Source organism: Acidovorax sp. LjRoot194 (genome assembly GCF_964253015.1).
Classification (GTDB): Bacteria; Pseudomonadota; Gammaproteobacteria; order Burkholderiales; family Burkholderiaceae_C; genus Acidovorax.
In genome coordinates this window covers 1,318,065-1,332,107 of the sequence record NZ_CAXUQB020000001.1, presented here as the reverse complement: position 1 = coordinate 1,332,107, position 14,043 = coordinate 1,318,065, and the positions used below count along the sequence as shown (strand labels likewise).

Here is a 14,043-nt window from a genome sequence, read left to right as displayed (position 1 = left end):
CACCCCTACCCGCTGGGCGTCAGTCGTGTTCATTTGGGTTTGGCTCCGATACCGGTGGCTTCGCCCACCTTCTGCACATTCTTCTTGGTGTCGGACACGAGTGTGTCCAACTGCAGCCGCATTTTTTCGCCGACGGACAGCTTGGTGTAGCGGCGCTCGCCCTCGCGGCTGAGCTCCTTTTGCAGCGCAAACACCGACTGCGGGCGCGACAGCGGGTCGAGCGCCATGCACCACTCCACCACCTCGATCAGGTTGTCGGAGTACACGCCGCGCAGCTTGGTCAGCGCCAGGGACAGGCGGTCTTTTTCGATGCGCTGGGGCGCCTCGTTGGGCGGAAAGCCCTGCATGCAGGCATAGATGCAGGCACCGATGGCATAGATGTCGGTCCACGGGCCCATCGACGAGTCGCGCCGGTACATCTCGGGCGCGGCAAAGCCGGGGGTGTACATGGGGCGAATGAAGTTGCCTTCCTTGGACAGCACCTCGCGCGCGGCGCCGAAGTCAATCATCACGGCCTTGTTGTCGTCGGTGATGAAGATGTTGGCCGGCTTGATATCCAGGTGCAGCATCTTGTGCTGGTGCACGATGCGCAGCCCGCGCAGCACCTCGTCGAACAACGAGCGGATGGTGGATTCGCGAAAGACCTTCTGCGTCTTCAGGTCGCGCGCGGTGATGATGAAGTCCTGCAGGGTCGCGCCCTCCAGGTAGTTCATCACCATGTAGACGGTTTCGTTCTCGCGAAAGAAATTGAGCACGCTCACGACAGAGGCATGCGAGATCTGGGCGAGCGAGCGGCCCTCTTCGAAGAAGCTCTTGAGGCCCAGGCGGTACAGCGAGAGCTTTTCGGACGGCACCTTGGGGAGCAGCTCGCCGGGGCCGCGGGTGGCCAGCGACGAGGGGAGGTATTCCTTGATGGCGACCTGCTGGCCTTCGCTGTCGGTGGCGAGATACACCACACCAAAGCCCCCGGAGGACACCCTGCGAACCACGCGGTATCCACCAATGGCGGTGTCGGGCGGCAAGGGAGCCGGCTTGATTTTTGACATATTTTGCGAAGATGACTCGGGGGTAGAGCGGAACCCGGATAATCGCCGGATCGCAAGCAACCATCAAAAAGTCCAATGCCAGTTTACAGCATGACCGGATACGCCAGCGCACAGCATGGCGCGTCCGCCACTGGCGCAGAAACCGATGCCCGCGCGACGCCGTCGCGCCGGCTGGGGCTCGAAATCCGCTCGGTCAACAGCCGCTTTCTGGACCTGTCTTTCCGCCTGCCCGACGAACTGCGCGCGCAGGAGCCCGCCCTGCGCAGCCTGCTGACCGCGCGCCTGAAGCGCGGCAAGGTCGAAGTGCGCGCCGCGCTGGAGTCCGAGGACAGCAACACGCTGCAGGACCCGCCCCCGCGCCTGCTGCAGCGGCTCAATTCCATCCAGGACTCGGTGAAGGCCTGGCTGCCCAACGCCGCCCCCCTCACCGTGGCAGACGCGCTGCGCCTGTGCGCCAACGCCCCCTCGGCGAGCGAAGACTGGAGCGACGCGGTTCCTGCCCTGGCGGAAGAGGCTCTCGACGCCCTCATGGCCGCCCGCGAACGCGAAGGCAAGCGCCTGGCCGCGATGCTCCAGGACCGCCTCAAGCAGTTGCGCGCCCTGGCGGCGCAGGCCGTCCCCATGGTGCCCCAGCTGGTCGATCAGCAACGCACCCGCTTCATGGAGCGCTGGAAGGAAGCCATGGCGCTCACCGACGGCGCCGTGGCACCCGAGGCCGCGCGCGACCGCGCCCTGACAGAGGCCACGGCCTTTGCCATCCGCATCGACGTGGCCGAGGAAATCACCCGGCTCGACTCGCACCTCGACGAAATCGAGCGCCTGCTGAAAAAAGGCGGTGAAGTGGGCAAACGGCTGGACTTTCTCATCCAGGAACTGCACCGCGAAGCCAACACCCTGGGCTCCAAGTCGGCCGCACTCGACCTCACGCGCATCAGCGTGGACATGAAGGTGCTGATCGAGCAGATGCGCGAGCAGGTGCAGAATATTGAATGACACCCGAGTTTTGATAGCGCTGGACGCATATTCGTTATGGACTATCCAGGAAACCTTTTCGTAGTGGCGGCGCCCAGTGGCGCTGGCAAATCCAGCCTGGTCAAGGCCCTGCTGGAACTTGACTCCCACGTCCACCTGTCGATCTCGCACACCACCCGCCCCCCCCGCGGGCAGGAAAAGCACGGGCGCGACTACTACTTTGCATCGCAGCCCGAGTTCGACGCCATGATCGAAGGCAACGCTTTCGTCGAGTGGGCGCACGTCCACGGCAACCGCTATGGCACCTCCAAGAAAGCCATCGAGGAGCGCATTGCCCAGGGCACGGACGTGATTCTGGAGATCGACTTCCAGGGCGCCTTGCAGATCAAGCAGGCGTTTGCCAACGCCATTTTGGTGTTCATCCTCCCGCCCAGTTGGGAAGAGCTGCGCTCGCGCCTGGAGCGCCGGGGCGAGGACTCTCCCGACGTCATCGAAGTGCGCCTCAAGAACGCGGCCGAAGAGATGGCCCAGGTCAGTAAATTCGACTTCGTTATAATCAACGAGTTGTTTGAACGCGCGCTCTTCGACCTGAAAGCCGTGGTTCATGCCCAGCGCCTGAAGTACGCCGCCCAGCGCCGCGCGCGTGCTGACACCTTCCAGTCGCTCAATATCACCTGAATCCCGGAGTACACCCCATGGCACGCATCACCGTAGAAGACTGTCTGGAAAAGATCCCCAACCGTTTCCAGCTCGTGTTGGCAGCCACTTACCGCGCTCGCATGCTGAGCCAGGGCCATGCTCCCCGTATCGAAAGCCGCAACAAGCCCGCCGTGACCGCCCTGCGCGAAATCGCCGAAGGCAAAGTGGGTCTGGAGATGCTCAAGAAGGTTCCTGGTTGAGGTTTCTGCCGGGCCGCGCCCGCAAAAAGCACCGCGCCAGCGGTGCTTTTTTTTGCGCCGAACTCGCCGGGTGCGCTCCCGCGCTACATTAAAGGCATGAACGCGGTGCTCAACTCACCTTCTGCAACGCAGCCCCGGCCTGGCGATTCGCCCTCGGCAGGGACACTCTCGGCAGCTGCAGCGGCGGCCAATGCAGCTGCGGCCAGCTTTGCCGCGCTGACCGACAGCCTGGACTACCTGGACGCCACCAGCATCGAGCAGGTGCGCCAGGCCTACCGGTTTGCCGACGAGGCCCACCTAGGCCAGTTGCGCAACAGCGGCGAGCCCTACATCACGCACCCGATTGCCGTGGCCGCCCAGTGCGCCAGCTGGAAGCTCGATGCGCAGGCGCTCATGGCAGCGCTGCTGCACGACGCCATGGAAGACTGCGGCGTCACCAAGGCGGACCTCATCGACCGCTTCGGCGCACCGGTGGCAGAACTGGTGGACGGACTCACCAAGCTGGACAAGCTGCAGTTCAACACCCGCGAAGAAAACCAGGCCGAATCCTTCCGCAAGATGCTGCTGGCCATGGCCCGCGACGTCCGAGTCATTCTGATCAAGCTGGCCGACCGCACGCACAACATGCGCACGCTGTCGGACATGCCGCGCAGCAAATGGGGCCGCATCTCGTCGGAAACGCTGGAGATCTACGCACCCATCGCCCACCGCCTGGGCCTGAACCAGACCTACCGCGAGCTGCAGGACCTGTCGTTCCGCCACCTGCACCCCTGGCGCTACGCCACGCTGTCCAAGGCGGTCAACAAGTCGCGCAACCGCCGCCGCGACCTGGTGCAGCGGGTGCAGACCGAGGTCGATGCCGCCTTCTCCAAGATCGGCATGCAGGTGCGCTTGGCCGGCCGCGAGAAGACCCTGTACGCCATCTACCAGAAGATGGACCTCAAACACCTGAGCTTTGCCCAGGTGACGGACATCTACGGTTTCCGCGTGATCGTGCCCACGGTGACAGACTGCTACACCGCACTGGGTGTGCTGCACCAGATGTACAAGCCCGTGCCGGGCAAGTTCAAGGACCACATCGCGATTGCGAAGCTCAACGGCTACCAGTCGCTGCACACCACCCTGGTAGGCCCCTCGGGCGTGAACATCGAGTTCCAGATGCGCACCGACGAGATGCACGTCATTGCCGAAGCCGGCGTGGCAGCGCACTGGCTGTACAAGGCACAGGATGGCGACGGCACGTCTGCCGAGCGCCTGGGTACCAAGTGGCTGCAGTCGCTGCTCGACATCCAGAACGAAACCCGCGACGCGGCGGAGTTCTGGGACCACGTGAAGGTCGACCTGTTCCCCGACGCGGTGTACGTCTTCACGCCCAAGAGCCAGATCATGGCCTTGCCGCGTGGCGCCACGGTGGTCGACTTTGCGTATGCCATCCACAGCAATGTGGGCGACCGCACCACGGCCGCCAAGATCAACAACGAGCAGGTACCCCTGCGCACCGAGCTCAAGAACGGCGATGTGGTGGAAGTCATCACCGCGCCAGTGTCCACGCCCAACCCGGCGTGGCTGGGTTTTGTCCGCACCGGCCGCGCACGCTCGAAAATCCGGCACTACCTCAAGACCCTGGCCCAGACTGAATCCGAAGGCTTGGGCGAAAAACTGCTGACCCAGGCCATCCGCGCCGAGGGGCTGGAGCAACTGCCACCGGTGTCTGCAGAAACACAACCCCTGTGGGACAAGCTGCTGCGCTTTACCGGCAACCGGACCCGCAGCGAGCTCATGACCGACCTGGGCCTGGGCAAACGCATCGCCAGCATCGTGGCCAAGCGGCTGATGGTGCTGATGTCCGAACACGGCCACCGCCCAGACGCCCTGCTCATGACGCGGGAGCGCTACACGTCCCACGAGACACTGTCGCAAGGCGCGGTGACCCTGGACGGCAGCGAAAACGCCTCGGTGCAATATGCGACCTGCTGCCGCCCTGTGCCGGGAGACAGCATCGTCGGCTACCTGGGCCGTGGCGAGGGCCTGGTCGTCCACAACGCGCATTGCACCGTGGCCAAACGGCTGCAGCACAAGGACAGCGAGCGGTTCATTGCGGTGGACTGGTCTGACGAGCCCACGCGCATGTTCGAAACCGGCGTCGTCGTGACCGTTACCAACGGCAAAGGCGTGCTCGCCCGCGTGGCCGCAGAACTGGCCAGCTCGGAAGCCGACATCACCCATGTGGACATGGATGACGAGGCAGCCCTGGACACCACGGACTTGCGCTTCATCGTGGCAGTGCGCGACCAGATCCACCTCGAAACTGCGCTGCGCAACTTGCGGCGCACGCAGGCCGTCATTCGCGCCGTTCGCATCACGCCGCAGGCAGCCTGAGCGGGCGCCAGCGCTGCGCTGTGCGCCGCATCAGCGTCAACTGGTGTGAGGTGGAGCTAGTGAGCGAACGATCGAATTGACGTGACCTGAAGTGACGTAACGATGCCGCGCTGTTGATGCTGCTAGCCGGCGGCTTCGATGCGCTGGGGGTACTGCACCGCCACCACTTCAAGGCTTCGCACGCCACCGGGCGTAGGCAGCTGCACCTCATCCCCCACCCGTGCCTTCAAGAGCGCACGCGCCACCGGCGAGATCCAGCTCACCTGCGACTCGCGGCTGTCCGCCTCGTCGATGCCCATGATGGTGATCGTGCGCTCAACCCCTTCGTCATCGATGTAAGTGACTGTGGCGCCGAAGAACACCTGGTCGCTGCCCACGTGCAGGCTGGGGTCCACCACCTCGGCAATCTCGAGCCGCCTGGTGAGAAAGCGAATGCGCCGGTCGATCTCTCGCAAACGTTTTTTGCCGTAGAGATAGTCGCCGTTTTCAGACCGATCCCCGTTGCTGGCAGCCCAGTGCACGGCCTCCACCACTTTGGGGCGCTCGTTGTCGATCAGGTCCAGCAACTCATCCCGCAGCCGCGCATATCCGGCCGGGGTGATGTAGTTCTTGCCGCCAGCGGGTAACGCTGGCAGTACCAACTCGTCGTCATCGGACGCATCGGTTTCTTTGGTAAAGGCCTTGCTCATCGCAGATCTCCCCTGTCAGCGAGAAACGCTGGGACAAATGAAAAAGCCTGCAATCTTGCGATTGCAGGCTTTAAACATTGGTGCGGCTGGCAGGAATCGAACCCACGACCCCTTGGTTCGTAGCCAAGTACTCTATCCAGCTGAGCTACAGCCGCTAAGCTTTGAATTATAGCATGATTTCTTGGCGGCCCTTGAAAATCATCATTTTCTTGCTGACCCTTGCTGCTAGCAGCACATCAACAAAAGCACAATTCAGCGCAAGCCGAGATTGTAATGCACTGCAGCACGTCCAAAAGGAAAACGGGCTGAAGCCGGCAAGAAAAATGGCTTTGATCTGCAAACACCGCCCACGCATCGATGGTGGATGGTGGTGGTAGGGCGTGTTGGACTTGAACCAACGACCAAAGGATTATGAGTCCTCTGCTCTAACCAACTGAGCTAACGCCCCAAGCCATGCTCCTGCGCTGCATACACAACGGGGCAAGCGCCGTATTGTAGGGGCTTACTTGCGGTGGCTGAGCGCGTTGGACACCAGCTTGGAGGTGATGTCCACGATCTGGATCATCCGGTCGTACGGCATGCGCGTAGGGCCGATCACGCCGAGCGTGCCGACCACCTTGCCGTCCACTTCGTAGGGCGAGCTGACTATCGACAGTTCTTCGAACGGCACCACGTGGCTCTCGCCGCCGATGTAGATCCGCACGCCTTCTGCCTGGCTGGAGATGTCCAGCAGACGCAGGATCTGGGTCTTCTGCTCGAAGAGATCGAAGGCCCGCCGCAGGTTGCCCATGTCGCTGGAAAAATCGCTCACGGCCAGCAGGTTGCGCTCGCCGGATATCACCACCTCGTCCTGCGCCGCCGACATGGCTTCGGAACCCACATTCACCGCGGCCTGCATGAGCGATGCGATTTCGCCCCGCAGCGCATCCACCTCGGACTTCAGGCGTTCGCGCACCTGCTCCATGGCCAGGCCCGCGTAGTGAGCATTCAAGAAATTCGAGGTCTCTATCAGCTGCGATGCGGAGTAGTCGACCTCGGTAAAGATCACGCGGTTTTGCACATCCCCTTCCGGCGACACGATGATCACCAGAAAGCGCCGTTCTGACAGCTTCAAAAACTCGATGTGCCGAAAAACAGAGGTGCGCCTGGGCGCCATGACCACGCCGACAAACTGCGACAGGTTGGACAGCAGCTGTGCCGCGTTGGCGATGACCTTCTGAGGCTGCTCCGGCGCGAGCTGCGCGGGCATGAATGAGTCGCGCTGCACGGTAAGCATCGTGTCCACAAACAGCCGGTAGCCCCGCGCAGTAGGAATGCGTCCGGCAGAGGTGTGCGGGCTGGCGATCAAGCCCAGCTCCTCCAGGTCGGCCATCACGTTGCGGATGGTCGCGGGCGACAGGTCCAGCCCCGACGCGCGCGACAGAGTTCTTGAGCCCACGGGCTGCCCGTCGGCGATGTAACGCTCGACCAGGGCTTTGAGCAACAACTTGGCACGGTCATCGAGCATGGAATGATTTTAATGATGTAATTTCGTGATGACCTCCAATTTCCGCCATGTCGCCCTCATAGGCAAGTACCAGGCTTCATCAGCGGGCTCTGCAGGCGACACTTCGCGCCAGGCACTCGAAGGTATCGCTCACTTTTTAGAACAGCAGGGCTGCGAAGTGGCCCTCGAAGCCGAGACTGCCAGCAACATGGGCCTGGCGCACTACCCAGCACTCACTGTAGACGAGATAGGCGCCCAGTGCGACCTGGGCCTGGTGGTGGGGGGCGACGGCACCATGCTGGGCATCGGTCGCCGGCTGGCCCGCTTCGGCACGCCGCTGATCGGCATCAACCAGGGGCGCCTGGGTTTCATCACCGATATTCCTTTCGATGCCTATCAGGCCACGCTGGCGCCCATGCTGCGGGGCGAATACGAAGAGGACCTCAGGCCGCTCATGCACGCCAGGGTCGTGCGCGATGAAAGAGTGGTGTTCGAGGCGCTGGCGATGAACGACGTGGTCGTCAACCGCGGGGCCACATCGGGCATGGTGGAGTTGCGCGTCGAGGTGGGCGGGCGCTTTGTGGCCAACCAGCGTGCCGACGGGCTCATCATCGCGTCACCCACCGGGTCGACGGCGTATTCGCTGTCCGCCGGCGGACCAATGCTCCACCCTTCCATTCCGGGCTGGGTGCTCGTGCCCATCGCGCCCCACACCTTGTCCAACCGACCCATTGTGCTGTCGGATGCCACCGAGGTGGCCGTCGAGGTGGTCAGCGGCCGGGATGTCAGCGCCAACTTTGACATGCAGTCGCTGGCATCGCTGCTGCACGGCGACCGCATTCTGGTCAAACGCTCAGAGCACTGCGTGCGGTTTCTGCATCCTTTGGGCTGGAACTACTTTGCCACCCTGCGCAAGAAGCTGCGCTGGAACGAAGGAGGCTCCTGACCATGGCGCTGCGACGCATCACCCTGCGTGACTTTGTCATCGTGGAGTCGCTGGAGCTGGAACTGAGCCCCGGGTTCACTGTGCTGACCGGTGAGACCGGTGCAGGCAAGTCCATCCTCATCGACGCGCTGCAGCTCGTGCTGGGCTCGCGCGCAGATGCCGGCACGGTTCGAGAAGGCGCGACCAAGGCGGACCTTTGCGCCGAATTCGACAACCCTGCCCACATCGCGCCCTGGCTGGAAGATGCTGGTTTCGAGACCGACGGGCCGTTGCTCTTGCGCCGCACCATCGATGTGCAGGGCAAGAGCCGCGCCTGGATCAACGGCACGCCCGCCACAGCGGCGCAGTTGCGCTCGCTGGGAGACTTGCTGCTGGACATCCACGGTCAACACGCCTGGCAAAGCCTGACCCGGCCGGACTCCGTGCGCGGGCGGCTGGATGCGTTCGCAGGGCTGAACAGCGCCGACACGTCGACGCGCTGGACGCGGTGGCGTACCGATCAAAAAACTCTGGAGCAGGCCCGTCAGGCCCAAGCCAACTTGCAGCAGGAACGCGAACGGCTGCAATGGCAGATCGGCGAGGTGGATAAGCTCTCGCCCGCCGATGGCGAATGGGAAGAACTCGACGCCCAGCACAAGCGCCTGTCGCATGCCCAGGCCTTGCTGGACGGTGCCGAGGGTGCGCTGCATGCGCTGCAGGACGACGACACGGGCGCACTGGCCGGCATTGGCCGTGCCCATGCACTGCTGCATGGGCAGGAACATATCGAGCCCGAGTTCGCAAGCCTTGCCGATATCCTGGCATCGAGCCTCGCCCAGGCGAGCGACGTGGCCCACTCGCTGCAGCTGTACCTGCGGCACGCAGAAATCGACCCGCAGCGTCTGGCAGAGCTCGACACGCGCATCTCGCAATGGATGACGCTCGCGCGCCGGTACAAGCGCACACCCGCTGAGCTTCCGGCGTTGCTGAGGGGCTGGAAGGGCGAGATGCAGCAGCTGGATGCCGCGACCGATCTGGAGCGCCTGGAAGCGGCCGAAGCCGCCAGTGCAAAGGCCTATCAGGCGGCGGCCCGCGCCTTGTCGCTGGGGCGGGCCAAGGCGGCGCCCAAGCTGTCTCTGGCCATTACGCAGGCCATGCAGGGGCTGGGCATGGAAGGCGGCAAGTTCGAAGTCTCCGTGAGCAAGTCGGCAGAGCCGTCGTCCCACGGCATCGACGATGTGGTGTTTCTGGTGGCGGGACACCCCGGCATGACGCCCAAGCCGATTGGCAAGGTGGCCTCGGGCGGGGAGCTGTCGCGGATCTCGCTGGCGATCTCCGTGACGACCAGTGAACTCGGGCTGGCGCCCACGCTGATTTTTGACGAGGTGGACTCGGGTGTGGGCGGGGCCGTGGCCGAAACCGTGGGCAGGCTCATGCAGCAACTGGGGAGCGATCGCCAGGTGCTGGCCGTCACCCACCTGCCGCAGGTGGCCGCCTGCGCCCACCACCACCTCAAGGTCGCCAAGCGCAAGAGCCCGGACGGAACGACGAGCTCGGTGGTCGCCGTGCAGGGCACAACCCGTGTGGCGGAGATTGCGCGCATGCTGGGCGGTGAAAAATCCACCGATGCATCCCTGAATCACGCCCGCGAGATGCTGGACCTGGCGACCGCCGCAGCGCCCCAGGAAAGGGCCCGCTGATGGCGTTGGAAATCGTCCTGATCACCGGCATGTCGGGCTCCGGCAAGTCCGTGGCCCTGCACGCGCTGGAAGATGCCGGGTACTACTGCGTCGACAATTTGCCCCCTGAGTTGCTCCCCGCATTCGTCGCCCTGGAACACCACCACCACGGCCACCGCCTGGCCATCGCCATGGATGTGCGCAGTGCCACATCGTTGCACCAGGTCCCGCAGGAGCTGGCCCGGCTGCGCAGCCAGGGCGTATCAGTGCAATCCATCTTTCTGGATGCCACCATCGACACGCTGGTGCGGCGCTTTTCCGAGACGCGGCGGCGCCACCCGTTGTCGCACGCAGACCTGCAGCAAGGACGCAAGGCACTGGTGCAGATCATCGAGGAGGAGCGCGAGCTTCTGGCCGAGTTGCGCGATCAGTCGCACGTGATAGACACCAGCACCATCAGGTCATCGCAGCTGCAAAGCTACGTGAAGGGACTGATGACCACGACGCACGGTCAACTGACCCTCGTCTTTCAGTCCTTTGCATTCAAGCGCGGCATACCGATGGATGCGGACTACGTGTTCGACGTGCGCATGCTACCCAACCCGCACTACGAGCCTGCGCTGCGCGAACTGACGGGCCTGGATGAGCCTGTCGCGCGCTTCTTGCGCCAACAGACAGAGGTGTCGTTGATGCAGACGCACATCGAGCAGTTCCTGGCGCATTGGCTGGAGTTCCTGGACCGCAACCACCGCAGCTACGTCACGGTGGCCATCGGCTGCACCGGGGGCCAGCACCGCTCCGTGTACCTGGTGGAAAGGCTTGCGGAGGTGTTCAGCGACCGATGGACTGCCCTGCGCAGGCACCGTGAGCTGGACGGTCGCTGACACGCGGCGACCCGAGCGTCTTCATGCCTGCCTGCCCCGACCTCACCACAGCGAGGCTTGGGTCGTATCCAGCAGCTTGCGAATGGGCGCAGGCAGCCCGACGGAACTCCACTGGCCAGCGCCGAGCCATTCGCCGTCGTCCATCGGCTGGGACGTCCCCACGCCAGTGACCAGCACAGGATGCAGGTGCAAATCGCGGTGCGTCAGCACATGAACGAAGGGCTGCAACTCCTGCACCGACACGCCGCGGAAAGCCTGCAAGGTCTGCACACACCGATGCAACGACGCACTGTCTTCAAAAATGGGAACGCAGTGCATGCCCGCCCATATGCCAGCCCCCGGACGCCGCTGCAGCCACACCTGCCCTTGCGGGTTTCTGAGCACCAGCAACTGCCAGGATTCAGAACGGCGCGAAAGCTTGCGGGTCTTGACCGGGTAGCGCTCCGGATCGCCGTTCTTGAAAGCCACGCAGACTTGGTTCAACGGGCACACCTCGCAGCGCGGCGCCCGCGGCACACACACCGTGGCCCCGAGGTCCATCAACCCCTGCGTGTAGCGAGGCATGGCGTTCACAAGATCACGGTCAGGGAGCAGCGCCTGGGCATGCTCCCACAGCACACGCTCGTTCTTGGCGGACGCCAGATCTGCATCGAACCCCAACAGCCGGGTCAACACCCTGCGCACGTTGGCGTCCAGGATCGGGACACGTTCTGAAAAGCAGAAAGCGGCAATGGCCCCCGCGGTGGATCGGCCGATGCCAGGCAAGGTGGCCAGCACTTCCGCCGTACGGGGAAACGCCCCGCCATGCTCCAGCATCACCTGCTGCGCACAGCGGTGCAGGTTGCGGGCGCGGGTGTAGTAGCCCAGGCCGCTCCACAGGCCCATGACCTCGTCCTGCGGCGCGGCAGCCAGCGCAGCGACATCCGGAAAGCGGGCCAGGAACCGCGCGTAGTAATCCAGCACCGTGCTGACCTGGGTCTGCTGCAGCATGATTTCCGACAACCACACCCGGTACGGATCGCGGGTTTGCTGCCACGGAAGATGATTGCGGCCACTGGCCATTTGCCAAGCGACTACGCGCTCGGCAACGCTACCGCCCAGTTCCTCACTCATGCCGATAAAAGTTGCTTGTCGGCATCCAGGGTTTCGACGGCGGGGGGCGCGACCAGCTTGGACGTCAGTTCGTGGAGCTTTTGCTCCAGCTGGCCCAGCTCTTCTTCACCCGCTTCGATCTCGGAAATGCGTTCGACCAGTCCGCTGGCAGCCTGCTGGATACGGTCTACCGCTTCCATGCGACGTGCAAAACTGCGGCGGCGCTCGCGCAGTTGGGCATCCAGTTGCGCGGTGGCCGACTTGCTCCACAGTTCCAGGTCATTGGCCGCGGACTCGTAGACCGTGCGCAAGCGCATGGCCAGCGCACGCACCAATCGTTCTGCAAATTCGGGCTGTGCCAACTTTAGGGCATTGCCCATGCCGAGGTACTGCAGGTGGCTCTGTTCGATCTGGTGAAGATCGTGCGTGAAATGCTCCAACTGCGGCGGGGGCGGCACCTGCAGCGAAAATCCGAACTCGGCATTCAACTGCCGGAAAGTCCCGCCCAGCATGGCCTGAATTTCAGTGCCAGACGCCTGGGCCTTGTCCATCGTGCTGCGCAACTTGTCGAAGGTCTGGACGTATATTTTCTTGACGCCCAGCTTGAGCCCTTTTTGCTGCAACGTCTGCGCCAGCTCGGACAGCTCGCCCTTCAGCGACTTGGCGCCCAGCTGCTGGAACACATCACGCAACAGCTTGAGGTGCACAGCCCGCACGGCCTGGATCTTGGAGGTGCTCAGGTCGAATTCGCGCTGCTCCTGCTCGATACGCTGGCGCATCGACTCGATCACCGACGCGTTCTTGCCGCGCAGGCTGCGCAGCTCGGCCATCTGGTCATCGAGGTCACGGCGGCGGATGTTGATGACCCGCGACGTCTCGGTGCGCAAATTGGCCACGCCATGGGCCACGGCAGACCGCAAGATGGATTGCCGCTGGCCCATGATGCCTTTGGCCAACGCCTCCTCCAACACCGGAAGGCCGCTGGTTTCCAGCAACAGGTCGTCGGCCGTGATCTTGGCCACCAGGCCCTTCTGCGCGGAGACAGGCACCACTCTTTCCAGCGGCACGCCGAGCATCTCGGCAGACGTCTGGCACTGGCGCTCTATCTGGGCCTGTACCTGCTCGGCGGAATTGAGCGTGTCCCACAAGGTGTCGATCTTGTTCAGCACCACGAGGCGCGCGTCCATGCTGTCGGCAGAGATGGCCAGGTGCTCGCGCCAGATCGACAGATCGGACCGCGTCACGCCGGTGTCCGCACTCAGGATGAACACCACCGCATGGGCCTGGGGAATCAGGTTGACGGTCAGCTCCGGCTCGGCGCCCACGGCATTCAAACCTGGCGTATCGAGGATGACCAGGCCCTGCTTGAGCAGCGGATGCGGAATATTGATGATGGCGTGGCGCCACATCGGCACTTCCACCATGCCGTGGGCGTCCGGGACGGGGTTCTCGTCGACCAGGTCGTCGTGCCAGAAGCCCAGCGCCCGTGCGTTGTCCAGGCTGACCTTGCGCACTTCGGCCACTTTTTCCAGCGCCTTGGCGATCTGGTCGGCATTGCCGACATCCAGCCGTATCTCGTGCCAACGCTCCGGCTTCATCCGCCATTCTGCAAGGCTTTGCACCTGCAGCCGGGTTTCGATGGGCAACAGCCGCAGGCTCGGGGGCACATTGGCTTCATACCCCAGCTCCGTGGGGCACATGGTGGTGCGCCCGGCGCTGGCCGGCATGATGCGCCGGCCGTAGTCGGCGAAGAAGATGGCGTTGATCAGCTCGGACTTGCCACGCGAGAACTCCGCGACAAAAGCCACCATGACCTTGTCGCTGCGAACCTGTTCTTCCAGCCTGTGCAGGCGCTCGCGCACCGCCGAGTCCATGAGGTCATGCGAAGACATCCAGTCGCCCAGCCGCTTGAGCTGCTGGGCGAATTCACGTCTCCAGACGCCATGCTGGTCGAACTGTTCGTTGAATGAGGGTCCCACTGTGCTCCCGGAG

12 protein-coding genes and 2 tRNA genes are annotated in these 14,043 nt (G+C 63.6%); 7 read left to right on the top strand and 7 right to left on the bottom strand.

Annotated features, from left to right (window positions below; translation table 11 throughout):
- Positions 1 to 29: 29 nt before the first annotated feature.
- A complete protein-coding gene (locus ACSQ3N_RS06145) occupies positions 30 to 1,046 on the bottom strand; it encodes a serine/threonine protein kinase (RefSeq protein ID WP_056161413.1) in 1,017 nt (338 codons plus the stop codon).
- 75 nt (positions 1,047 to 1,121) lie between these two features.
- Between ACSQ3N_RS06145 and ACSQ3N_RS06140 the strand changes: the two genes are divergently transcribed.
- The 4 genes from ACSQ3N_RS06140 to ACSQ3N_RS06125 all read left to right on the top strand — a co-directional run bounded on the left by ACSQ3N_RS06140 (position 1,122) and on the right by ACSQ3N_RS06125 (position 5,296).
- Positions 1,122 to 2,039 (top strand): YicC/YloC family endoribonuclease, encoded by a 918-nt coding sequence (locus tag ACSQ3N_RS06140; RefSeq protein WP_436145840.1) that lies wholly within the window; start codon positions 1,122 to 1,124, stop codon positions 2,037 to 2,039.
- A gap of 36 nt (positions 2,040 to 2,075) precedes the next feature.
- Positions 2,076 to 2,696 carry a guanylate kinase gene (gene gmk, locus ACSQ3N_RS06135; RefSeq protein WP_436145839.1) on the top strand — a complete coding sequence of 207 codons (621 nt, stop codon included), beginning with the start codon at positions 2,076 to 2,078 and terminating at the stop codon, positions 2,694 to 2,696.
- A gap of 17 nt (positions 2,697 to 2,713) precedes the next feature.
- The gene (rpoZ, locus tag ACSQ3N_RS06130) at positions 2,714 to 2,917 is read left to right on the top strand and encodes a DNA-directed RNA polymerase subunit omega (RefSeq protein WP_005794722.1); all 204 of its coding nucleotides are present in this window, start codon (positions 2,714 to 2,716) and stop codon (positions 2,915 to 2,917) included.
- Positions 2,918 to 3,013: 96 nt separating this feature from the next.
- Positions 3,014 to 5,296: a RelA/SpoT family protein gene (locus ACSQ3N_RS06125; RefSeq protein ID WP_056161407.1), complete on the top strand. Its 2,283-nt coding sequence runs from the start codon at positions 3,014 to 3,016 to the stop codon at positions 5,294 to 5,296.
- 122 nt (positions 5,297 to 5,418) lie between these two features.
- Here the strand turns inward: ACSQ3N_RS06125 and greB are convergent, their stop codons facing one another.
- The 4 genes from greB to hrcA all read right to left on the bottom strand — a co-directional run bounded on the left by greB (position 5,419) and on the right by hrcA (position 7,492).
- A complete protein-coding gene (greB, locus tag ACSQ3N_RS06120) occupies positions 5,419 to 5,985 on the bottom strand; it encodes a transcription elongation factor GreB (RefSeq protein ID WP_056161406.1) in 567 nt (188 codons plus the stop codon).
- A 78-nt stretch (positions 5,986 to 6,063) separates the two neighbouring features.
- Positions 6,064 to 6,140: transfer RNA gene (locus tag ACSQ3N_RS06115), tRNA-Arg, on the bottom strand.
- A gap of 216 nt (positions 6,141 to 6,356) precedes the next feature.
- Positions 6,357 to 6,433: transfer RNA gene (locus tag ACSQ3N_RS06110), tRNA-Ile, on the bottom strand.
- A gap of 54 nt (positions 6,434 to 6,487) precedes the next feature.
- Positions 6,488 to 7,492: a heat-inducible transcriptional repressor HrcA gene (gene hrcA, locus ACSQ3N_RS06105; RefSeq protein WP_056161404.1), complete on the bottom strand. Its 1,005-nt coding sequence runs from the start codon at positions 7,490 to 7,492 to the stop codon at positions 6,488 to 6,490.
- Between the two features lie 28 nt (positions 7,493 to 7,520).
- Between hrcA and ACSQ3N_RS06100 the strand changes: the two genes are divergently transcribed.
- From ACSQ3N_RS06100 to rapZ, 3 genes are read left to right on the top strand one after another with little or no spacing between them, the layout of a single operon-like run.
- Positions 7,521 to 8,417 carry an NAD kinase gene (locus ACSQ3N_RS06100; protein ID WP_056161402.1) on the top strand — a complete coding sequence of 299 codons (897 nt, stop codon included), beginning with the start codon at positions 7,521 to 7,523 and terminating at the stop codon, positions 8,415 to 8,417.
- Between the two features lie 2 nt (positions 8,418 to 8,419).
- Positions 8,420 to 10,096, top strand: a complete 1,677-nt coding sequence (gene recN, locus ACSQ3N_RS06095) for a DNA repair protein RecN (protein WP_436145838.1) — start codon at positions 8,420 to 8,422, stop codon at positions 10,094 to 10,096.
- On the top strand, positions 10,096 to 10,959 hold the full coding sequence (rapZ, locus tag ACSQ3N_RS06090) for an RNase adapter RapZ (protein ID WP_056161396.1): 864 nt from the start codon (positions 10,096 to 10,098) through the stop codon (positions 10,957 to 10,959). Before recN ends, rapZ begins: the two co-directional genes overlap by 1 nt.
- Positions 10,960 to 11,001: 42 nt before the next feature.
- Here the strand turns inward: rapZ and mutY are convergent, their stop codons facing one another.
- On the bottom strand, positions 11,002 to 12,072 hold the full coding sequence (gene mutY, locus ACSQ3N_RS06085) for an A/G-specific adenine glycosylase (RefSeq protein ID WP_436145837.1): 1,071 nt from the start codon (positions 12,070 to 12,072) through the stop codon (positions 11,002 to 11,004).
- The gene (locus tag ACSQ3N_RS06080) at positions 12,069 to 14,030 is read right to left on the bottom strand and encodes a dynamin family protein (protein ID WP_436145836.1); all 1,962 of its coding nucleotides are present in this window, start codon (positions 14,028 to 14,030) and stop codon (positions 12,069 to 12,071) included. The genes mutY and ACSQ3N_RS06080 overlap by 4 nt, the downstream gene beginning before the upstream one ends.
- Between the last annotated feature and the right edge of the window lie 13 nt (positions 14,031 to 14,043).

Excerpts from the sequence above, each read along its gene's own strand:
- rpoZ (WP_005794722.1), top strand. The coding sequence starts at position 2,714 with ATGGCACGCATCACCGTAGAAGACTGTCTGGAAAAGATCCCCAACCGT.
- greB (WP_056161406.1), bottom strand. The coding sequence starts at position 5,985 with ATGAGCAAGGCCTTTACCAAAGAAACCGATGCGTCCGATGACGACGAG.
- rapZ (WP_056161396.1), top strand. The coding sequence starts at position 10,096 with ATGGCGTTGGAAATCGTCCTGATCACCGGCATGTCGGGCTCCGGCAAG.
- ACSQ3N_RS06145 (WP_056161413.1), bottom strand. The coding sequence starts at position 1,046 with ATGTCAAAAATCAAGCCGGCTCCCTTGCCGCCCGACACCGCCATTGGT.
- ACSQ3N_RS06125 (WP_056161407.1), top strand. The coding sequence starts at position 3,014 with ATGAACGCGGTGCTCAACTCACCTTCTGCAACGCAGCCCCGGCCTGGC.
- ACSQ3N_RS06100 (WP_056161402.1), top strand. The coding sequence starts at position 7,521 with ATGACCTCCAATTTCCGCCATGTCGCCCTCATAGGCAAGTACCAGGCT.
- hrcA (WP_056161404.1), bottom strand. The coding sequence starts at position 7,492 with ATGCTCGATGACCGTGCCAAGTTGTTGCTCAAAGCCCTGGTCGAGCGT.
- ACSQ3N_RS06140 (WP_436145840.1), top strand. The coding sequence starts at position 1,122 with ATGCCAGTTTACAGCATGACCGGATACGCCAGCGCACAGCATGGCGCG.
- gmk (WP_436145839.1), top strand. The coding sequence starts at position 2,076 with ATGGACTATCCAGGAAACCTTTTCGTAGTGGCGGCGCCCAGTGGCGCT.
- recN (WP_436145838.1), top strand. The coding sequence starts at position 8,420 with ATGGCGCTGCGACGCATCACCCTGCGTGACTTTGTCATCGTGGAGTCG.
- mutY (WP_436145837.1), bottom strand. The coding sequence starts at position 12,072 with ATGAGTGAGGAACTGGGCGGTAGCGTTGCCGAGCGCGTAGTCGCTTGG.